The organism is Rhodococcus sp. 320_ES (assembly GCF_059691855.1).
The window spans coordinates 399692-418718 of record NZ_JCAWAG010000002.1 but is presented as its reverse complement, the minus strand read 5'-3'; the positions used below and the strand labels follow the sequence as shown (position 1 = coordinate 418718).

Annotated in this window: 21 protein-coding genes; 12 read left to right on the top strand and 9 right to left on the bottom strand. The window is 64.8% G+C overall.

Features of this window, described 5'->3' with window-relative positions:
- The first annotated feature begins 43 nt into the window (after positions 1–43).
- A complete protein-coding gene (gene nhaA, locus AC59JP_RS08640) occupies positions 44–1330 on the top strand; it encodes a Na+/H+ antiporter NhaA (RefSeq protein ID WP_497325340.1) in 1287 nt (428 codons plus the stop codon).
- 82 nt (positions 1331–1412) lie between these two features.
- Positions 1413–1922, top strand: a complete 510-nt coding sequence (locus AC59JP_RS08635) for a CsbD family protein (protein WP_497325339.1) — start codon at positions 1413–1415, stop codon at positions 1920–1922.
- A gap of 10 nt (positions 1923–1932) precedes the next feature.
- Here AC59JP_RS08635 and AC59JP_RS08630 read toward each other — a convergent pair whose 3' ends face one another.
- On the bottom strand, positions 1933–2646 hold the full coding sequence (locus AC59JP_RS08630) for a YoaK family protein (protein ID WP_497325733.1): 714 nt from the start codon (positions 2644–2646) through the stop codon (positions 1933–1935).
- A gap of 188 nt (positions 2647–2834) precedes the next feature.
- Here AC59JP_RS08630 and AC59JP_RS08625 point away from each other — a divergent pair, with 188 nt between their 5' ends.
- From AC59JP_RS08625 to AC59JP_RS08615, 3 genes are all read left to right on the top strand, one after another.
- Positions 2835–3614 carry a putative protein N(5)-glutamine methyltransferase gene (locus tag AC59JP_RS08625; protein WP_497325338.1) on the top strand — a complete coding sequence of 260 codons (780 nt, stop codon included), beginning with the start codon at positions 2835–2837 and terminating at the stop codon, positions 3612–3614.
- Positions 3615–3723: 109 nt separating this feature from the next.
- The gene (locus AC59JP_RS08620; RefSeq protein ID WP_497325732.1) at positions 3724–5577 is read left to right on the top strand and encodes a 2-oxoacid:acceptor oxidoreductase subunit alpha; all 1854 of its coding nucleotides are present in this window, start codon (positions 3724–3726) and stop codon (positions 5575–5577) included.
- Positions 5577–6611, top strand: a complete 1035-nt coding sequence (locus tag AC59JP_RS08615; RefSeq protein WP_497325337.1) for a 2-oxoacid:ferredoxin oxidoreductase subunit beta — start codon at positions 5577–5579, stop codon at positions 6609–6611. The genes AC59JP_RS08620 and AC59JP_RS08615 overlap by 1 nt, the downstream gene beginning before the upstream one ends.
- Before the next feature lie 12 nt (positions 6612–6623).
- Here AC59JP_RS08615 and AC59JP_RS08610 read toward each other — a convergent pair whose 3' ends face one another.
- Entirely contained in the window at positions 6624–8102 is a 1479-nt protein-coding gene (locus AC59JP_RS08610) for an LCP family protein (RefSeq protein ID WP_497325335.1), read from the bottom strand.
- A 130-nt stretch (positions 8103–8232) separates the two neighbouring features.
- On the opposite strand from AC59JP_RS08610, the gene AC59JP_RS08605 reads away from it, so the two are divergent.
- Positions 8233–9114, top strand: a complete 882-nt coding sequence (locus tag AC59JP_RS08605) for a cytochrome c oxidase assembly protein (protein ID WP_497325334.1) — start codon at positions 8233–8235, stop codon at positions 9112–9114.
- Here the strand turns inward: AC59JP_RS08605 and AC59JP_RS08600 are convergent.
- From AC59JP_RS08600 to AC59JP_RS08580, 5 genes are all read right to left on the bottom strand, one after another.
- Positions 9101–10213 carry an NDMA-dependent alcohol dehydrogenase gene (locus AC59JP_RS08600; RefSeq protein WP_497325333.1) on the bottom strand — a complete coding sequence of 371 codons (1113 nt, stop codon included), beginning with the start codon at positions 10211–10213 and terminating at the stop codon, positions 9101–9103. The genes AC59JP_RS08605 and AC59JP_RS08600 overlap by 14 nt on opposite strands.
- Before the next feature lie 12 nt (positions 10214–10225).
- Positions 10226–11686, bottom strand: a complete 1461-nt coding sequence (locus AC59JP_RS08595; protein ID WP_497325332.1) for an aldehyde dehydrogenase — start codon at positions 11684–11686, stop codon at positions 10226–10228.
- A 98-nt stretch (positions 11687–11784) separates the two neighbouring features.
- Entirely contained in the window at positions 11785–12780 is a 996-nt protein-coding gene (locus AC59JP_RS08590) for a helix-turn-helix domain-containing protein (protein ID WP_497325331.1), read from the bottom strand.
- Positions 12781–12789: 9 nt separating this feature from the next.
- A complete protein-coding gene (locus AC59JP_RS08585; protein ID WP_497325330.1) occupies positions 12790–13275 on the bottom strand; it encodes a MarR family winged helix-turn-helix transcriptional regulator in 486 nt (161 codons plus the stop codon).
- Positions 13272–13859: a DJ-1/PfpI family protein gene (locus AC59JP_RS08580; RefSeq protein ID WP_497325329.1), complete on the bottom strand. Its 588-nt coding sequence runs from the start codon at positions 13857–13859 to the stop codon at positions 13272–13274. Before AC59JP_RS08580 ends, AC59JP_RS08585 begins: the two co-directional genes overlap by 4 nt.
- Before the next feature lie 154 nt (positions 13860–14013).
- On the opposite strand from AC59JP_RS08580, the gene AC59JP_RS08575 reads away from it, so the two are divergent.
- Genes AC59JP_RS08575 through AC59JP_RS08565 form a run of 3 tightly spaced genes read left to right on the top strand, consistent with a single transcriptional unit; the run spans position 14014 to position 15023 of the window.
- On the top strand, positions 14014–14124 hold the full coding sequence (locus tag AC59JP_RS08575; RefSeq protein ID WP_497325731.1) for a type IV toxin-antitoxin system AbiEi family antitoxin domain-containing protein: 111 nt from the start codon (positions 14014–14016) through the stop codon (positions 14122–14124).
- Positions 14121–14249, top strand: coding sequence for a hypothetical protein (locus AC59JP_RS08570; RefSeq protein ID WP_497325328.1), 129 nt, complete (start codon positions 14121–14123; stop codon positions 14247–14249). Before AC59JP_RS08575 ends, AC59JP_RS08570 begins: the two co-directional genes overlap by 4 nt.
- 42 nt (positions 14250–14291) lie before the next feature.
- Positions 14292–15023 carry an enoyl-CoA hydratase/isomerase family protein gene (locus AC59JP_RS08565; protein WP_497325327.1) on the top strand — a complete coding sequence of 244 codons (732 nt, stop codon included), beginning with the start codon at positions 14292–14294 and terminating at the stop codon, positions 15021–15023.
- Here AC59JP_RS08565 and AC59JP_RS08560 read toward each other — a convergent pair.
- Positions 15020–15493, bottom strand: a complete 474-nt coding sequence (locus tag AC59JP_RS08560; protein WP_497325326.1) for a VOC family protein — start codon at positions 15491–15493, stop codon at positions 15020–15022. The two genes, AC59JP_RS08565 and AC59JP_RS08560, sit on opposite strands and share 4 nt — an antisense overlap.
- Positions 15494–15546: 53 nt before the next feature.
- Here AC59JP_RS08560 and AC59JP_RS08555 point away from each other — a divergent pair, with 53 nt between their 5' ends.
- Positions 15547–16179: a DUF2461 domain-containing protein gene (locus tag AC59JP_RS08555; protein WP_497325325.1), complete on the top strand. Its 633-nt coding sequence runs from the start codon at positions 15547–15549 to the stop codon at positions 16177–16179.
- A gap of 10 nt (positions 16180–16189) precedes the next feature.
- On the top strand, positions 16190–16990 hold the full coding sequence (locus AC59JP_RS08550) for an alpha/beta fold hydrolase (RefSeq protein WP_497325324.1): 801 nt from the start codon (positions 16190–16192) through the stop codon (positions 16988–16990).
- On the opposite strand, the gene AC59JP_RS08545 is transcribed toward AC59JP_RS08550, so the two are convergent.
- A complete protein-coding gene (locus AC59JP_RS08545; RefSeq protein WP_497325323.1) occupies positions 16976–18058 on the bottom strand; it encodes a PLP-dependent cysteine synthase family protein in 1083 nt (360 codons plus the stop codon). The two genes, AC59JP_RS08550 and AC59JP_RS08545, sit on opposite strands and share 15 nt — an antisense overlap.
- A 53-nt stretch (positions 18059–18111) precedes the next feature.
- Here AC59JP_RS08545 and AC59JP_RS08540 point away from each other — a divergent pair, with 53 nt between their 5' ends.
- On the top strand, positions 18112–19014 hold the full coding sequence (locus AC59JP_RS08540; protein WP_497325322.1) for an oxidoreductase: 903 nt from the start codon (positions 18112–18114) through the stop codon (positions 19012–19014).
- Positions 19015–19027 lie beyond the last annotated feature (13 nt).

Here is a 19027-nt window from a genome sequence, read left to right as displayed (position 1 = left end):
TCTGGTCGGCAACGAATTTGTGCTGCCGAAACGAAGGGCTCCCATGTCATCCGATCGCCTCCCGCTGTTCTCTCGCGGATCATGGTCCGAAAGCGCACGCATCGCGGAGATCCTGCGCAGGGAAACCGTCGGCGGTGCGCTGCTGCTGGTTGCCACCGTGGTTGCTCTGGTCTGGGCGAACTCCCCGTGGTCCGACGCCTATTTCTCGCTGATGCAGACGACCGTCGGACCGTCGTCGCTCCACCTCGATCTCACGATCTCCACCTGGGCCGCCGATGGCCTGCTGGCCATCTTCTTCTTCGTGGTCGGCGTCGAACTCAAGCGAGAGTTCGTGGCCGGGGACCTCCGCAACCCTGCGCGAGCGGCTCTGCCGATCGCTGCGGCGGTGGGAGGAATGGCGGTCCCCGCGCTGGTCTTCGTGCTCGTGAATCTCGGTACGGGTGACGGGGCACTGCGGGGCTGGGCGATTCCGACGGCCACCGACATCGCGTTCGCCGTTGCGATCCTCGCGGTCATCAGCACCCACCTTCCGTCGGCGCTGCGCACGTTCCTTCTGACGCTCGCCGTGGTGGACGACCTTCTGGCGGTCACCGTCATCGCGATCTTCTACAGCGACAACTTGAATTTCGTCGCTCTCGGGTTGGCCGTCATTCCGCTCGCCCTGTTTGCCTTCGCCGTCCAGAAGCGCAATCGGTCGTGGTGGATCCTGCTTCCGTTGGCTGCGGTGACCTGGGTGCTGGTCCACGAATCGGGTGTACACGCGACCGTTGCCGGCGTGCTCCTCGGATTCGCGGTCCCGGTTCTGCGCAGAGACCGGAGCGACGAACGGCCCGGAATGGCAGAGCACTTCGAGCATCGCGTCCGCCCGATCTCGTCGGGCGTCGCTGTACCGCTGTTCGCGTTCTGCGCCGCGGGCGTGGCCGTCGGCGGCGGGTCCGGCCTGGCACGTGCACTGACCGACCCGATCGCGATCGGCATCGTCCTCGGACTCGTGGTCGGCAAACCGCTCGGCATCTTCGTCACGACCTACCTCGTCGCGAAATTCAGCCGGGCCTCCCTCGACGACGGCATCACCTGGGTGGACGTTCTCGGACTGGCGATGCTTGCCGGCATCGGATTCACGGTGTCGCTGCTGATCGGGGACCTTGCGTTCGGCGCCGGAACCGAACGAGACGATCACGTCAAGGTCGGTGTGCTGGTCGGATCGGTGGTCGCCGCGACGTTGGCGTCGCTCGTACTGAGGGCCCGGAACGGGGCGTACAGGCGCCTGGAGGAAGTGGAAACGCGAGACGACGACAACGACGGAATCCCTGACGTGTTCCAACGGTGATCTACGTCACCGATTGAATACGTGCGGTTCGGGTACTAAGTGCCGACCAAGTAGACGACACCGCAACGAAGGGATGACAACCATGGCTGACTTCATCGACAAGGCGAAGCACAAGGCTGAAGAAGTGGCCGGTTCGGCCAAGGAGACGGTCGGCGACGTGACCGACAACAAGGATCTGCAGGCCGAGGGCGCTGCCGATCAGACCAAGGCCAAGGGCAAGCAGGTCGGCGACTCCGTGAGCGACACCGCCGAGGACGTGGCCGAGGTGGCCAAGGACAAGGCCGACGACGCAAAGGCGAAGGCCGAGGACGTTGCGGGAGACGTCAAGGAGAAGGCGTCCGAGGTTGCCGATGCCGCCAAGGACAAGGCTGCCGAGGTGAAGTCCGAGGTCAAGTCGGCCGTTCGGGATCTCGATGCCAACGATGTCGCCGAAGCTGCCTCGAACAACAAGAACGTCATCGCGGGCGTAGCAGCCGCTGCCGCCGCTGTCGTGGTGGCCGTCGTGATTCGCCGCCGTCGCGCCAAGAAGCGTGCTGCCAGCCTCCCCGGTATCGCCGAGGCGTTCGCAACTGGCTGGAAGTCCGCTTCCTGACGCAACCGTCTTACTTCAGCGGCGCCAAGGGTTCGGTCTTGGCGTCGCGTCGGTAGGTGTAGATGCTGGTGGCCGTGGCTGCAATCGCTGCGGACAACAGCATCCACCCGCCGCCGACGACCACTCCGACAATTCCGCCCAACAATGCACCGGCCGCGAACGAGGCGTAGAGAATTCCGTAATCGGACCACTCTTTGATGGTGCCGCCGCTGATATGTCGCTCGATACCCTGCCCGAGTTTCACCAGTGTTCCGGTGACGTAACTCAGCGGTATCGACACTTCCCCGTTCTTCACGAACGACGTGTTCAATGCGCCCATCGCAAATGCGACGAACGATATCGACAGCAAGCTGATCGACGGTGAGAACGAAGTATTGGCTCCGCTGAACCGAATGTCCAAGATCACGGCTATGAAGAGCGCCAACGCGGTCAGGTTGGTCGCGCCGTGCGGGTGGTTCGACCACAGATGTCGTCTGCACAGCGATCCGATCACCACTCCGGCGATGAACATGGCAACGAGAGCCATTGCGCCGTAAGCAAGTACGGCATCTCCGACGAACCAGCCGAGAACCATGCGCTCGGTGTTGCCGGTCATGAAGGTGACGAAGTAGCCGGCCGAGTGAATGAACGACGCGGCGCCCACGAAACCCGCGAGGACGGCCAATACCGACGACAGACGAACTTCGGTTGTTTCTTTGTGTTCACCGACCGTGAGATCGGCAATGACGTCTTTCGTGGACACGACCGTCGTGACGACGACCTCTTTCGTGGACCCGACTCCACTTCCCAAGACCCTTTTCGACTTCCGAAGAATCACCCGCCGGCGAATTCCCATGATGCAGCTCGCCCCCTGTCGAATTTGTCTGTTTTGGATTCAGCTCAACAGTACCGACTGATTCGATATTCTTCCTTGTGTCCTTCGTTCAGCACGACATCGTCACAACACTTCGACGCGCCGGGTGTGTCTTCGCCGAAGACGAAGCGCGTCTGTTGATCGAGTCCTCGACGTCGGAGCTCGACCTTGCCGACAAGGTGCGTCGACGCGTCGACGGCTTGCCACTCGAGCAGATCCTGGGGTGGGCCGAGTTCTGCGGACTCCGCATCGTCGTGCAACCGGGGGTGTTCGTGCCGCGCAAACGAACCGAGTTCCTGGTTCACTGCGCCGCATCGATGGCCGCTGCCGGTGACCTCGTGGTGGATCTGTGCTGCGGCACCGGCGCGCTGGGGGTCGCCCTCTCCCGCATGATCGACGGTATTGCCCTGGTCGCCTCCGACGTGGACCCGGCGGCCGTGCAGTGCGCCCGTGCGAACGTCGAGCCGGTGGGTGGCCGTGTGTTCGAGGGCGACCTCTTCGACGCGCTACCGCGCGAGTTGGTCGGCCGGGTGGCGCTTCTGCTGGTGAATGCGCCCTACGTTCCGTCGGACGAGATCGAGCACATGCCGCCGGAGGCGCGTGATCACGAACCGCGGGTGGCGCTCGACGGGGGAGACGACGGTGTCGACGTCCATCGGCGGGTCGCTGCCGAGGCGCGTCGGTGGCTGGCGGCGGGGAGTCACGTGTTGATCGAGTCGAGTGTGCAGCAGGCGTCCGCGACGGCGGCTGCGCTCGAGGCCGGCGGATTGAGTACACGCATTGCGTCGTCCGAGGAGTTCGGGAGCACGGTGGTGATCGGGTCGGTACCGACTGCCTGATCCGGGTGTGCCATTGTCGAGGTGAGAAACGTCACTGGAGGGTGGGCCCGTGTCATCGACAAAATTGGAAAAGGTGGTCATCCGCTTTGCGGGCGATTCCGGCGACGGAATGCAGCTCACGGGAGACCGGTTCACATCGGAGGCCGCGGCCTTCGGCAACGACCTTGCCACGCAGCCCAACTTCCCCGCCGAGATCCGGGCCCCTCAGGGCACTCTTCCCGGCGTCTCCTCGTTCCAGATTCAGATCGCGGACTACGACATCCTGACGGCAGGGGACCGGCCGGATGTTCTCGTCGCGATGAATCCGGCGGCGCTGAAGGCCAACATCGCGGACCTTCCTCGCGGCGGCATGTTGATCGTCAACTCGGACGAGTTCACCAAGCGCAATCTCACCAAGGTGGGATACGAGGTCAACCCGCTCGACGACGAGTCGCTGAGCGAGTACGTGGTGCACGACGTTCCCATGGCTACGCTCACCATCGGCGCGGTCGAGCCGTCCGGGGTCAGCAAGAAGGACGGCGAACGCGCGAAGAACATGTTCGCGCTGGGTCTGCTGAGCTGGATGTATCACCGGCCCACCGAGAACACCGAGCGCTACCTGCGCGAGAAGTTCGCCTCCAAGCCAGACATCGCCGAGGCCAACCTGCTCGCGTTCCGCGCGGGGTGGAACTACGGCGAGACGACCGAAAGTTTCGGTGCCACCTTCGAAGTGGCGGCCGCCTCTCTGCCCGCCGGCACCTACCGACAGATCACCGGTAACACGGCCATGTCGTACGGAATCGTTGCTGCGGGCCAACTTTCGGGACTACAGGTGTTCCTCGGGACGTACCCGATCACGCCGGCGTCGGACATTCTGCACGAGCTCAGCAAGCACAAGCACTTCGGTGTCACCACGTTCCAGGCCGAGGACGAGATCGCAGGAATCGGTGCGGCACTGGGGGCGTCGTTCGGAGGCGCGCTCGGAGTCACCAGCACGTCGGGTCCGGGACTCGCGCTCAAGAGCGAGACGATCGGCCTCGCGGTGATGACCGAGCTTCCTCTGGTCATCATCGACGTGCAGCGCGGTGGGCCCTCCACCGGCCTGCCCACCAAGACCGAGCAGGCCGACCTCCTGCAGGCGCTGTTCGGCCGTAACGGCGAGTCGCCGGTCGCCGTGCTGGCGCCGAGGTCTCCCGCCGACTGCTTCGACATCGCCGTCGAGGCGTCCCGGATCGCGCTCACCTACCGCACGCCGGTGATCATCCTCTCGGACGGCGCCATCGCGAACGGCAGTGAGCCGTGGTCGGTTCCGGACGTTGCCGATCTGGCCCCCATCGACCCCGAATTCACCACGCAGGACGCCGACATTCCGACCGGCCTCCGGCCTTCCCGCAGCTACAAGCCGTACGCCCGTGACCCACGCACGCTGGCACGGGCATGGGCACTGCCCGGCGTCGCCGGGCTCGAGCACCGCATCGGCGGTCTCGAGAAGGCCAACGGGTCCGGCGACATCTCCTACGACCCCGCCAACCACGACCTGATGGTCCGGCTGCGCCAGGCGAAGATCGACGGCATCGAGGTGCCCGACATCGTTGTCGACGATCCCAGCGGTGACGCCCGCGTCCTGATGATCGGGTGGGGCAGCTCCTACGGACCCATCGGCGAGGCGTGCCGTCGCGCGCGGCGTGCCGGAACGTCCGTGGCGCACGCTCAGCTGCGATCACTGAATCCGTTGCCCGCCAACCTCGGTGATGTGCTGCGTGCATACGACACGGTCGTGCTCCCCGAGATGAACCTCGGTCAGCTGGCCTTGATTTTGAGAGCGCGATACCTCGTCGACATCGTCTCGGTCACCAAGGTCGAGGGTATGGCCTTCACCGGAGACGAACTGACAGACGTCATCTCCGCTGCCGTGGACGGCACGCTGCGCGAGAAGGAACACGACAAACGGAGCCGCGCACTGGCGTCGGCGGAGGTGAAGTGATGACTGCGTTCATGGGTGTGCCGACAACCGACACCGTGCTCAAGGCAAAGGATTACGCATCCGACCAGGAAGTGCGCTGGTGCCCGGGGTGCGGCGATTACGTCATCCTCGCGACCATCAAGAGCTTCCTTCCCGAGCTCGGGCTCCGCAAGGAGAACATGATGTTCGTCTCGGGTATCGGGTGCTCGAGCCGGTTCCCGTACTACCTGGATGCGTACGGCATCCACTCCATTCACGGCCGTGCACCCGCGATCGCCACCGGACTCGCGGTCACTCGCCCGGATCTGGCGGTGTGGGTGATCACCGGCGACGGTGACGCGCTGTCGATCGGCGGCAACCACCTGATCCATGCGTTGCGCCGCAACGTGAACATGACGATCCTGTTGTTCAACAACAGGATCTACGGTCTGACCAAGGGCCAGTACTCCCCGACCTCGGAGGTCGGCAAGGTCACCAAGTCGACTCCTATGGGATCACTGGACCACCCGTTCAACACCTTGTCCCTCGCGTTGGGTGCCGAAGCGACGTTCGCAGCGCGTGCCCTCGACTCGGACCGCAAGGGCGTGACCGCCGTGCTGCGCGAGGCCGCCCAGCATCGCGGCACTGCGTTCGTCGAGATCTTCCAGGACTGCCCCATCTTCAACGACGGCTCGTTCGACGTTCTGCGCAAGGAAGGGTACGAGCAGCGCCTGATTCCCCTGGTACACGGAGAGCCCATCGTGTTCGGGGCGAACGGGGAATTCTGCGTCGTACGAGAAGGTTTCGGGCTTGCGGTGCGCTCGACCGCAGACGTCGACGCGGCCGACATCGTGGTGCACGACGCGCACACCGACGACCCGGAGTACGCCTACGCGTTGTCGAGGCTCTCGGATCAGGACCTCACACACACCCTGACCGGAGTGTTCCGTAGCGTCTCGCGCGCCACCTACGACGACGCGGCGCGGGACCAGGTCGCGCAGGCGAAGGCGGATCAGCCGACGTCGGATTCGTCACTGCAGCAACTGCTTCTGGGCCGCGACACCTGGACGGTCTGATCGACGCCGGTCTCAATCGACGCACGGTACGGGGCTGTTGCTGCTGACCGGGTTTCCGTTGTCCTGGTTGGTCGCCAACCGAACGGGGGCCGGTGACGCCGGCGTGCTCGGGGCCTGCGCGCTCGGAGGTTGATAACCCCGGCCGAGCGTCACCCTGATGTGCCCGGCCGGCACCGACTCGTCGGCTTCCGCCGTGACCCCGCCCAGGGCGGTGGCCACCGTCGTCGCGTCCTCGTCGGCGCCGGTTCCGTAGTGGACGGTCGTGTACGACGACGATCCGTTCTGGACGGTGCCGGCCCTGAACCCCTGCGCGGTGAGGGTCGACATCGTCTGTCCGCCCAGTCCGGGCCGCCCGTCGGCGTTGATCACGTCGACGGTGCTCGTGGGAGGGGGAGTGGTGTCGGGCAGCCCTAACGCCGTGAGAACGGTGTGCCGCACGACCGATCGGTCGACGATGTTCACGTCCTGACCGTCGATGGTGTCGTATCGCTCGATAGGCAGAGTCGAGAAGCTCACCGTCGCGCTACCGAGCGCGTTGGCCTGCGACGCAATCGATTCGAGATCCCATCCTGACGACACCACCACATCGCGGTGGACGACGTCCAACAGCGACGACAGCTTGCTCACGTCACCGAACGTGCCGGCCGATTCCAGCGAGTGCATCACCGACACCAGAAACGCCTGCTGCCGGTGAGTTCGGTCCAGATCACCGTTCGTCAGGCCGTGCCGCTGCCGTACGAACGCGAGGGCCTGCGATCCGTTCAGAGTTTGGACTCCGGCCGGGAACACCGCTCCCGAGTAGGCCGAGTCGTCGACGGGTTGATTCAGGCACACCTGCACGCCGCCGAGAGCTGTTGCGAGATCGTAGAATCCGGCCAGAGTGACTTCGGCGAAGTGGTCGATGGGGACGCCGGTGAAGTCGCTGACGGTCTGCAGGGTTTCCTTGCGCCCGGCTTCGCGGCCCTCCGTCTCGAGCGTGTGTGGGTCGGTCACGCCCTCGTCGATGAGCTGCTGCTGCGTCGCCGCCATCTTCAACCCGTAGGCCTCTTTGATCTTGACATGGTCGTTGCCCGGAATGCCCGACACCGCAACGTAATCGTCACGCGGTATGGAGAACGCGGTCACGTTGCCGCCACCCGCCGGGACGTGAAGGAGGATCAGGGTGTTGGTGTTGTAGCCACCCTCCTCGCCGTCGCCCGCGTGTAGCTGATCGAGGATGGCGATCGGAAGATCGTTGCCGTCCTGATCTTTACGGGTATCGAGCCCCATGAGGAGAATGTTCATCGCTCCGGTGGAGTCGGTGGTCGGAGCGCCCGAGGGGAGGGCATCGGAGGTGGTGATACTCGAGCCCGCGCTTCCGACTCCCCACCAGCCGATTCCGGTGACGACGAGAGCGGAGACCGCCAACACGGACGTGGCAACGCGACCCACGATGCGGAACGTCCGTCGCGGTGCCTCGTGGCGATGTCTCGCCTGCTTGTGTGGTGTCATCGTCTCTCCGAAGGCCGAGGTTACGAGCGCAAGCTGAGAAAAGTGTGTGACCGCAGCGCATAACGGACTTTCGGGACGTACTGGGACACAACGGAAGTCGGCCCACACAGTCGCGTGCACACTGGATTTCATGGTCGACCCGCTCACCCTCGAGACCGCCCTGACGTCGTGGCGCGCCGCACCCGTGCCGATACTGTTCACCGCGGTCGCCGGTGTCGCGTACGTGCGAGGTCGGGGACCGTCGGTGACCCTCGCGAGACGCCTGTCCTTCCTCGTTCTCGGACTGGCGGTGTTCGTCGTCGCGACGTGTTCGTTCGTCGGCGTCTACGCGGACACTCTCTTCTGGGTCCGGGCGCTGCAGGTGATTCTGCTGATGATGGTGGTCCCGTTCGGGCTGGCGATGGGCAGACCGCTGACCGTGCTGGGTGTGCCGCAGAGCCGGCTCGACACACGGATGTGGCGGACGCTCGCGCACCCCGTCACCACATCCATCGCGATGCTCGCCACTCCCTGGCTGCTGTTCGTGACCCCGTGGCTGCACGCCGCGCTGACGAACGGGCTCGTCGACCTCGCAACGCAGCTGCTGCTCGTGGTGGTGGGGTTCGGCTACTTCTACGCTCGGTTGCAGGCCGACCCGGTGCCGCGGCGATACTCGCAATTGGTGTCACTGCTGATCACCATCGTCGAGATGCTCGGTGACGGCGTTCTGGGCATCGTGTTGTGGCTCGGCCCGATCGTGCAGCTCGAGTACTACACCGGACTCGGCCGTGCCTGGGGACCGTCGGTTCAGACGGATCAGATCATCGGTGCCGGAGTGTTCTGGATCCTCGGCGACGTGCTCGGTATGCCGTTTCTGCTCGCATTGTTGCGTGCGTTCAGCAGCGACGAGAAGGAGAAGGCGGTAGCCGTCGACCTACAGCTCGACGCCGCCGCACCCGAATCGGATACGGCGGCGTCGACACCCTGGTGGCTCAGCGACCCTCAGTTGCAGGAGCGGTTCAGGCGAAGTTGATCACCCCGCGAATGTTCTTGCCGTCGCGCAGATCCTGGTAGCCCTCGTTGACCTGTTCGAGCGAGTAGGTCGTGGTGATGAGTTCGTCCAGCTTCAGCTGACCCTGGTCGTACATGCGCAGAAGCTTCACGATGTCGTACTGCGGGTTGGCCGATCCGAAGAGTGCACCCTTGATGGTCTTCTGGTTCAGTGTCAGGTCGGTACCCGAAACGTGCACAGTCAGTGCCGTCGGATCGGCGAGGCCGGTAATGACCACCGTTCCGCCCTTGCCGACGGCCGCAACCGCCGCGGTCACGACGTCCTCGTCGACGGTGCCCACGAGGATCAGCGCCTGATCGGCGCCCTGGCCCCAGGTGAGCTCGGTCAACTTCTCCTGAGCGGACGCCGCATCGGCAAAGGCATGTGTCGCACCGAATTTCATGGCCTGGTCACGCTTCATCTGCACAGGGTCGACCACGACGATGTGCCGTGCGCCGGCCATCACCGCGCCTTGGACGGCGTTGATGCCGAGTCCGCCGATGCCGTAGATGATCACCGAATCACCGGCTCGCACACCGCCCGCGTAGACCGCAGTGCCCCAGCCCGACGGAACACCGCATCCGACGAGCACCGCTGTCTCGAGCGGCAGCCAGTCGTCGACCTTGACCACGGAGTGCTCGGAGATGACGGCGCGCTCGGAGAACGTTCCCAGCATGCACATTCCGCCGATGTCGGAACCTTTGCCGTCGTGGAAGCGGAACGTCCCGTCGGGTAGGCAGCCTTCGAGAATGGTCGCGCCCATGTCGCAGATGCTCTGGCGGCCGGTCGAACAGTAGCGGCACGTACCGCAGTTCGGGATGAACGAGCAGACGACGTGGTCACCGACCTTCACCTTGGTGACGCCTTCGCCGATCTCTTCGATGACGCCGGAGCCCTCGTGCCCGCCGACCATGGGGAAGCGCGGGGGAAGGTCGCCGTCCAACAGGTGCAGGTCCGAGTGGCACAGTCCGGCAGCGGTGTACTTGATCAGCACCTCACCGGGTTTGGGCTTGTCGAGGTCGAGTTCGAGGATCTCGAACGGCTTGTGAGCTTCGAACAGCACTGCTGCCTTGGTCTTCATGTGTGATCCCCTCTACCGGTAGATGGACTTGAGTTGCTGGAAGTTCTTCAGGGCGTCGGGTCCGAGTTCGCGCCCGATCCCGCTGTCCTTCACGCCGCCGAACGGTGAGGACGGGTCGACCATGTAGTGGTTGATGCCGATCGTGCCGGTGCGGATCTTCTTCGCCACCTCGTAACCGTGGTCGTCGTCCGCCGTCCAGACGCTGCCGCCGAGCCCGAAGTCCGAATCGTTGGCGAGGCGGATGGCTTCGTCCTCGTCGCCGTACGGAATGACGGCCAGGACGGGGCCGAAGATCTCCTCCTGCGCGATGGTCTGGCCGTTGTCGACGTCGGCGAAGATCGTCGGTTGTACGAACCAGCCCTTGTCCAGGTTCTGCGGTCGGCCACCGCCGGTGACGAGTCGCGCACCGTCGCCGGTGCCCTTGGCGATGTAGCCCTCGACGCGGTCACGTTGACGTTCGCTGGCCATCGGTCCGATCTGGGTGGCCGGATCCAACGCGTCGCCGACGGCGAGCGAGTTGGCGAACGCCTCGAACATGCCCACCACTTCGTCGTACCGGCTGCGCGGCGCGAGAATTCGGGTGCCGAGGAAACAGGTCTGCCCGTTGTTCAGAAGCGTTGCGCCGAAGAGGTTTTCACCGATGCTGGCGAGATCGAGGTTCGCGTCCTCGAGAATGATCGATGCCGATTTACCGCCCAATTCGAGGGTGACGGGGCGCAGTAGTCGACCGCAGGTCTCCGCGATCGACCGTCCCGCGGCGGTCGAGCCCGTGAATGCCACCTTGTCGACGTCACGGTGCGACACGAGGTAGGAGCCGATCTCACGGCCTCCGGGAACGATGTTGACCACTCCGGCGGGAATGCCCGCAGCCTGCACGGCCTCGGCGAACAGGACTCCGTCGAGCACGGTTTCCGGCGACGGCTTGATCACGATGGTGCAGCCCGCCGCCAAAGCGGGAGCGTGCTTGAAGGCGGCCAAGGTCTGCGGAAAGTTCCACGGGACGATCGCACCCACCACTCCGATGGGTTCACGTCGAACAGTGGTGGTTCCGCCTATCAGGTGCGGATGCGTCTCCTCGAAGGTCGCTTCCCGTGCCAGGCCGGCGTAGTACCGAATCAGGGCGACGGGGAAGCCGGCCTCGAGCTGCATGGCGATGGAAATCGGCATCCCGTTCTGGGCCGACACCAGTTGTGCGATGCGTTCGCCGCGCTGCTCGACCTCGTCGGCCAGCCTGTCCAACGCGTCGGCCCGTCGTGCGGGCTCCCACTGGCTCCATCCGTTCGGGTCGTCGAACGCCCGGCGGGCTGCGGCCACCGCTGCGTCGACGTCGGCTTCCGACGCTTCCGGGACCGATCCGATCACGTCTTCCGAACTGGCCGAGCGAACCTCGATGCGGCCGGTGGACTGCGGGGCGACGTTCTCACCGCCGATGAACAACGTGTCGATGTGCAACTGCTCCATGGTTTGGGTCATGTACCCATCGTGACCTGGATCACTCTTCGAGTGTGTTCAGGTTCTGGACATTCTCGAACGAACTACGGGCCGATTGATCGCCGGCACGAATGAATCGCTCAGCCGTCGATCCCGAGTTCGCGCATCCGCTTGTACAGCGTCGTGCGGCTGATTCCGAGGGTTTCCGCCGTCGTCCGCTTGTTGCCGTCGTGGCGGTCCAGCTCCGCAACGATGGCCTCGCGCATGGCACGATCCAGCACGGTCAGATGCGCGTTGCCGTCGTCGATGGGATCGATCTCGATGACGATTCCCACCCCCGCCTCCGGACGTTCCCATCGCACCGCGGCGTGGACTCCGGAACTCAGTTCGATGCAGGGGACGGATCCGCGTCGGTGAACGGCACCGTCCGTCAGGGCGCGGAGCGCGTTGTGATCAGCGGTGCCCACCAACCGTCCGGCCGCAGTGTTCTCGAGGAGGAGCTCCTCGGCGATGGCAACGACCGGAGCGCCGCGTCGCCGGCTCGACACACGTTGGAACTCGGCGAACAGTCTCTGTTCACTGGTGCGCGTGACCTCGACGAGGCGGCCTTGAATGTCGCGCGCAGCGTAGACGAGCATCGGTTCGAGCAGAGGATTGTCCTCGTCGGCGAGGAACGTGATGTCCAGAACGCCCTCGATGCTGCCGGTCATCGGGTGAAGCAGCGGGTAGCCGTAACAGCTGAACCCTCTCATGCCCTCGATGTAGTGCTCCTCGCCCCGGACGGCCAGGGGCGTACGCGTCTGATGAACCGTCGCAATGGAATTGGTGCCCGAGGTCTGCTCGGTGAACGGTCGACCGACCACGGCGCCCGTCGCGGTCACAGCGTCGCGAAGCCGATGGGTGCCGAAGCGCATGTCGACCAACCGGGCGTCGCGATCGGCGAGAAGGACGCAGTACCCGCTACCCGCCAGCACACTTTCCATCCGGTCGAGCACCGGATTGGCGGCGGCCAGCAAACGGCTGCGCCGGTCGACGTCGGACACGCTGATGCGATCGAGCGAATCCGCCGGCTCGAGGCCGCTCGACCGCGACCGCTGCCACGACCTCGCGATCTCCGCGCGCAAAACCTCGGTCATGATCGGAGCCTAGATGCGTCGTGTGGTTCCCATGTCGGTTATCGCGTCCTTCCGGTACGCACGCGATGCGTCGACTATTTTCTCCAGCGTCGTAGCGAACGCCTGCAACTCCGCGGCGCCCACCGCGCGCCCTACTGCGTCGGCCCACGCGTGTTGACGGTCACCGAGCTCCCGGACCGTCGCCATCCCCGTCGCGGTGGGCCGCAGCAGTTTCGCCCGCTTGTGTTTCGGATTGTCGACGTATTCGGCCCATCCCTTGTCGACGAGAATGTCCGCGGTGCGCTGCACGCTCTGCCTGGCCAAACCCAGGCCGACACGACGCGCGATGTCCGCGACCGTCAGTGGTTCCTTCATCGTCGCACCGAGAACCTGCCACCACGCCGGGGTGAGGCCGGACGGTTCGGTGATGTCCTGTGCGGCAGCGAGGAATTCGCCGTTCAGCTCGAAGACCGGGAGGACGAGATCGGTGAGGGCGTCGCCGTCGGGCGATCTCATGCGGACGCGAGCTGGTCGTAGTACTTCCGATCGCCGGTGGTGTACAGCCCGTACCAGGCGTCGGTGATGTGCTGCGGAAACACGTCGAGTGCTTCGAACACGGCCTTCGCGAAATCCACCGGAGCGGTCGCCGGCGCGGTGATGAGCGCGCCGTCTTTGACAGTCCGTGCCTCGACGTAGTGGTCGGCGCCTGCGTATTCCGTTGCCTGCGTGAGGAATTCGGCGGCATTGCTGGTGTGACGGCGATCGTTCAAAATGCCTGCTCGGGCGAGTCCGAGAGTCGCGCCGCAGATTGCCGCGACCGGAACCCCGTCGTCGAGCACCGATGCGGCCAGCGACAGAGCGGCGTCGTGGCCGTGATCCCACGTCTGAGCGCCGGGGAGGATCAGCGCATCTGCATTGCGTACGTCTTCGAGCGTTGTGTCGGGCCGGATTCGCAGGCCGCCCATCGTCCTGACCTCGTCGGTCGGTCCATCGCTCGCAACGACGAGACGAAACCCGTCGGCCTTGCTCAGGCCCGCGACGACGTAGCCGTACTCCCAGTCGGCGATCGTGTCTGTTGCGTACAGCGCCACGGTTTTCATGTCCGCTCCCTTTGGTTGACAGTGTGCTGTCAATTTACCGAGTTGACAGGATGCTGTCAACGGAAATCCGGTGTCATTGACCGCGCTCACCGCGGTTATTGGCACCCGATTCCGCGGACGGAACCGTCCTCGGTGGGCCGGCGTCCAACCAGGCATGCTCGTCCCGTTCCTGATCCGTCACGACGGAGTGATCTCGCGTGCCCAAGCGCGCAGCTGCGGCCTGAGCGACGACTCGATCGACCGACTCGTGCGATCCGGTGCGTGACGCGGCAGAACGTCATCGCCCAGAGTTGGACCGATCTGCGATACACCTGGGCAGACCTGACCGAGCGCCCCGAGCACGTCGTAGCTCAGATCGTGGCAACTCTGAACCGAATCCGGTGCCACTGACCGCGCCTGCCGCGGTTGTTGGCACCGGATTACCGTGCATGGATGACCGCACTGGAGATCACCGAGACGGACGGCATCGTCACCGTCCTGCTGAACCGCCCCGACCGACGCAACGCCATCGACGCGGCGATGATCGGTGAGCTTCACGACGTGTGCGCCGACCTCGAAGCGCACCCACGCATCGCCATCGTGACGGGCGGAGCGGACGGAATGTTCGCCGCAGGGGCCGATATCGCGCAGATGCGAGACCGCGGGCGTCACGAGGCTCTGCAGGGCATCAACCTCACCGCGTTCGAGCGCGTCAGGCGGCTGCCGATGCCCACCATCGCCGCTGTCGACGGATACGCCATCGGAGGCGGCGCCGAACTGACCTACGCCTGCGACATCCGAATCGCAACGCCGAGAGCATTTTTCGCGCAGCCCGAGCCCGGCCTCGGTATCACCGCCGGGGCGGGCGCAACGTTTCGGCTCGTGCGACTGGTAGGCGAAAGCGTCGCCAAGCAGATCCTGCTCGCCGGGGACCGGCTGAACGCGGACCGCGCCTTGCAACTCGGACTACTGCACTCCGTCGTAGATCCGTCCGAACTACTCGCGGCGGCCACGGCGCTCGCGCAGAAGATGCAGAAGCTCTCACCAATCGCGCTGCGCGCCACCAAGTTGGTCACCGACGCCGACCCGGCTGCGCACCCGCAGATCGACCTCTTGGCCCAGGCAATGCTGTTCACCGACGACGAGAAACACCGCCGCATGACGGAGTTCCTCGAGGGGCGCTAACCCTCCCACGCAGCCTGCAGGTCCGGCACGCTGATCTTGCGCATTCCGAGCATGGCTTTCATGACCCGCTGGGACTTCGCCGGATCGGGGTCACCCATCAGTTCCATCAATTGAACGGGCACGATCTGCCAGGACAATCCGAACTTGTCCTTCAGCCACCCGCACTGTGATTCCGATCCTCCGTCGGCGGTCAGCTTGTTCCAGTAGTCGTCGACCTCGTTCTGGTCGGCGCAACTGACGGAGAGCGAGATGGCTTCCGAGAACGTGAACATCGGGCCGCCGTTGATCGCGTTGAACCGCTGGCCGAACAGTTCGAAGTCGACGGTCATCACACTTCCCGGCTGTCCCATGCTCCCTTCCCCGTAGCGGCTCGTGTCGAGGATCTTCGAGTTCGCGAAGACGGACACGTAGAAGTTGGCGGCCTCTTCAGCGTGGGAGTCGAACCATAGGGACGTGGTTATTTTTTGCATGTCGTGTCGACTCTCACTCCTGTGGAAACTCATCGCGTCGTATCGTCGCTGCTATGGCGTTCACCGGGATACCTTTCGCCGCACTCGACTTCTACGAGGATCTGGAAGCCGACAACAGCAAGCCGTGGTGGACCGCGCACAAGGCGATCTACGACGAGTCGGTGCGCGCACCCATGGCTGCCCTGGCGGCAGAGCTGGAGAAGGAATTCGGAACGGCCAAGCTGTTCCGGCCCTACCGCGACGTCCGATTCTCGAAGGACAAGACGCCCTTCAAAACACATCAGGGTCTGTTCGTCGACGTGCTGCCGTCGGTCGGGTACTACCTTCACATCGACGCGGAAGGGCTCTTCATCGCGGGCGGTTTCTACGCCAGCACACCGGAAACCATCGCTCGATTCCGTGCAGCAGTAGACGACGACGTCCGCGGAGCCGAACTCGAGTCGATCATGCGCGCCGTCGAAAAGAAGGGTTTCGAGCGCGGCGGCGACCAACTCAAGACGAAACCCCGCGGCTACGAGGTGGACCATCCGCGCATCGATCTGCTGCGTCACAAGTCGCTGACCGCGAGCAAGAAGTTCGGCAGTCCGCCGTGGCTCGAAACACCGAAGGCGCTGAGCACTATTCGCGCCGAATGGCGGAAGCTGACTCCGTTGGTGGAGTGGTCCGGTCAAGTGCTGGGGAACTAGTCTCTGCGGCATGAGCCTCACTCACGACATCGCCGGCACCGGTGACACGCTGCTCCTCGTGCACGGCGTGGTGCATCGTCGCCAGGCCTGGGACCCGGTTCTCGACTTGCTGACGCCCTACCGCCGGGTGGTCACCGTCGACCTCCCGGGCCATGGTGAATCCGACGATCTCGACGTGTTCGGAGCCGAGCGACTCGACGCGTTCGTCGAGGCCCTGGCCGAGCTGATCCGGGACGTCGGTCCCGCCGGTGGGCCGGTCCACGTTGCCGGAAACTCGTTGGGCGGGTATCTGTCTCTGTGTTTGGCCGCTCGCGGAGACGTGGCAACGGCGACTGCACTCTCGCCCGCCGGCTTCTGGAACGGCCCGTCGAGTCAGGCGCGCACCCTGGCCAAGTTCGGTGCTCTACGGGCCGCGGCCGGCGCGTTGGGAAACAAGGCTCAGACGGCGTTCCGCAGTCGGCTGGTCCGCTACCCGTCCCTGGCACCGTTCTTCGCGCACCCGAGTCGCATCTCGTACGGCACAGCGGTGGTCGACATGCAGTCACTGCTGACGAACACGACCCTCGCGTCGGGCGTCGACGCGCCGTTCGCGCTCCCTCCGCTCACGGACCCTCCCGCGCCCGTCACGGTCGCCTGGGGTACTCGCGATTTCATTCTCCCGCACCGCAATCGAGTGAACGTGCTACGCCATTTCCCTCACGCGCGACTGATTTCGGTACCGGGGGTCGGTCACGTACCGATGAGCGACAACCCCGAATTGATCGCGTCGATCCTGTTGGCGGGAAGCACGCTTCCGTCAGTCGGCCGCTGAGCTCCACGTACCCTCTGCGAGGAACGCGTCGAGTTCTGCGCGTCGGGCTGCAAGGTCCATGCCCTGCGCGGCAACCCACGCGTCGCTGTAATACGTTCCCTCGTAACGCTCGCCGCCGTCGCAGACCAGCGTGACTATGCTGCCCTGTTCGCCTCGCGCCTTCATCGCGGCTGCGAGGCGGAAGGCGCCGACGAGATTGGTGCCCGTCGATCCTCCCGCGTGCAGTCCGGTGATGCTGTCCAGCAACCGCATTGCGGCAACGGACGCGTCGTCGGGAATTCTCATCATCTCGCCGATCACCGCCGGAACGAACGACGGTTCGACGCGGGGACGGCCGATTCCTTCGATGCGCGAGCCGGTTCCGGTGACGTCGCGTCGACCCGTCACCCAGGCTTCGTGGAAGGCCGATCCCTCGGGGTCGACGACGGCGACGCGCGTGTGGACGCGCTTGTATCGGCAGTAGCGACCGATGGTGGCGCTCGTGCCTCCGGTACCCGCGCCGACGACGATCCACGTGGGAACAGGATGACGTTCGAGCGCCATCTGGTCGAAGATCGAACACGCGATGTTGTTGTTGCCTCGCCAGTCGGTCACGACCGAGGCATTGCTGAACTGATCGAGATAGAACCAATTGTCCTGCGCACCCAACCGTTCCGCCTCTTCGTAGACCATGCCGGCCACGTCGACCAGCTGGCAGAGGCCGCCGTAGCGCTCGATGAGGGCGATTTTGGTCGGTGAGGTCGAGGCGGGCATCACAGCGACGAACTTCAGCCCGATCAGTCGAGCGAAATATGCCTCCGACACCGCGGTCGAACCGCTCGATGCCTCGACAAGTGTTGTGCGCGGACCGATGTCACCGTTCGCGAGACCGAAGAGGAACAGCGAGCGCGCGAGGCGGTGCTTGAGCGATCCGGTGGGATGCACCGACTCGTCCTTCAGATACAGATCGATACCCCAGTCCGCGGGAAGCGGGAACGAGTGCAGGTGGGTGTCGGCGCTGCGGTTCGCGTCGGCTTCGACCAGTCGAAGTGCGTTCTCCACCCATGCGCGGTCGGCTGAGAGTTCCATGCCTGCACTCTGTCACGAACGGTGCTCTGTCACGCCCGGGTACAGTCGCGGGGGTGACTGCCAAGTGGACCACCGCCGACATGCCCGATCAGACCGGTCGACGATTCGTCGTGACCGGCGCAAACAGCGGGCTCGGTGCTGCGACCGCCCGCGCCCTCGGTGACGCCGGAGCGGAGGTCGTCCTCGCGTGTCGGAACACCGAGAAGGGTGAGGCGGTGGCGCGCGAGATCGGCCCCAACGCATCGGTGCGTGAACTCGACCTTGCCGACCTGGGGTCCGTGCGCCGGTTCGCGGAGTCCACCGAGCAGTTCGACGTTTTGATCAACAACGCCGGCGTGATGGCGCTGCCGAAGAAGCGCACGGCCGACGGTTTCGAAATGCAGTTCGGCACCAATCATCTGGGGCACTTCGCGCTGACCGGGTTGCTGATCGGCCGGATCGCGAGCCGCGTGGTGACGCTGTCCTCGATTGCCCACAAGTCGGGCTCGATCTCGTTGGAGGACCCCAACTACGATCACCGTCGCTACAGCCGCTGGTCGGCATACGGTCAGTCCAAGCTGGCCAACTTGATGTTCGCCTACAAGCTCCAGCGCCGCCTGGCGGAGGCCAAGTCGTCCGTCATCTCCGTCGCTGCGCACCCCGGTATCTCCGCGACCAATCTGACGACGCATACCGAATCCATTCAGGACGCCGTGCTGACCTTCGGAGCGAAGTTCTTCGCCCAGAACGCGTACTTCGGCGCGCTGCCCCAGCTGTACGCCGCCACCGCGCCCGGTGTCGAGGGCGGGTCGTACATCGGACCCAGTGGATTCCGCGAAATGCGGGGCTACCCGAAGGTCGTCTCGTCGAACCGGGCCTCTCGTGACCTCAAGGTCGCGACCGAGCTCTGGAACCTCTCCGAGAAGCTGACCGGTGTGACTTACACGAGTTTGCGACGAGATCCGCCCATCGCCTGACCGTTCGGGCACT

What these genes read in the sequence shown, in the direction of transcription:
- AC59JP_RS08575 (WP_497325731.1), top strand. Translation starts at nt 14,014, where the DNA reads ATGCTCGTCCCGTTCCTGATCCGTCACGACGGAGTGATCTCGCGTGCC.
- nhaA (WP_497325340.1), top strand. Translation starts at nt 44, where the DNA reads ATGTCATCCGATCGCCTCCCGCTGTTCTCTCGCGGATCATGGTCCGAA.
- AC59JP_RS08550 (WP_497325324.1), top strand. Translation starts at nt 16,190, where the DNA reads ATGAGCCTCACTCACGACATCGCCGGCACCGGTGACACGCTGCTCCTC.
- AC59JP_RS08600 (WP_497325333.1), bottom strand. Translation starts at nt 10,213, where the DNA reads ATGAAGACCAAGGCAGCAGTGCTGTTCGAAGCTCACAAGCCGTTCGAG.
- AC59JP_RS08580 (WP_497325329.1), bottom strand. Translation starts at nt 13,859, where the DNA reads ATGAAAACCGTGGCGCTGTACGCAACAGACACGATCGCCGACTGGGAG.
- AC59JP_RS08565 (WP_497325327.1), top strand. Translation starts at nt 14,292, where the DNA reads ATGACCGCACTGGAGATCACCGAGACGGACGGCATCGTCACCGTCCTG.
- AC59JP_RS08615 (WP_497325337.1), top strand. Translation starts at nt 5,577, where the DNA reads ATGACTGCGTTCATGGGTGTGCCGACAACCGACACCGTGCTCAAGGCA.
- AC59JP_RS08605 (WP_497325334.1), top strand. Translation starts at nt 8,233, where the DNA reads ATGGTCGACCCGCTCACCCTCGAGACCGCCCTGACGTCGTGGCGCGCC.
- AC59JP_RS08555 (WP_497325325.1), top strand. Translation starts at nt 15,547, where the DNA reads ATGGCGTTCACCGGGATACCTTTCGCCGCACTCGACTTCTACGAGGAT.
- AC59JP_RS08560 (WP_497325326.1), bottom strand. Translation starts at nt 15,493, where the DNA reads ATGCAAAAAATAACCACGTCCCTATGGTTCGACTCCCACGCTGAAGAG.
- AC59JP_RS08610 (WP_497325335.1), bottom strand. Translation starts at nt 8,102, where the DNA reads ATGACACCACACAAGCAGGCGAGACATCGCCACGAGGCACCGCGACGG.
- AC59JP_RS08585 (WP_497325330.1), bottom strand. Translation starts at nt 13,275, where the DNA reads ATGAGATCGCCCGACGGCGACGCCCTCACCGATCTCGTCCTCCCGGTC.
- AC59JP_RS08620 (WP_497325732.1), top strand. Translation starts at nt 3,724, where the DNA reads ATGCAGCTCACGGGAGACCGGTTCACATCGGAGGCCGCGGCCTTCGGC.
- AC59JP_RS08595 (WP_497325332.1), bottom strand. Translation starts at nt 11,686, where the DNA reads ATGACCCAAACCATGGAGCAGTTGCACATCGACACGTTGTTCATCGGC.
- AC59JP_RS08545 (WP_497325323.1), bottom strand. Translation starts at nt 18,058, where the DNA reads ATGGAACTCTCAGCCGACCGCGCATGGGTGGAGAACGCACTTCGACTG.
- AC59JP_RS08635 (WP_497325339.1), top strand. Translation starts at nt 1,413, where the DNA reads ATGGCTGACTTCATCGACAAGGCGAAGCACAAGGCTGAAGAAGTGGCC.
- AC59JP_RS08590 (WP_497325331.1), bottom strand. Translation starts at nt 12,780, where the DNA reads ATGACCGAGGTTTTGCGCGCGGAGATCGCGAGGTCGTGGCAGCGGTCG.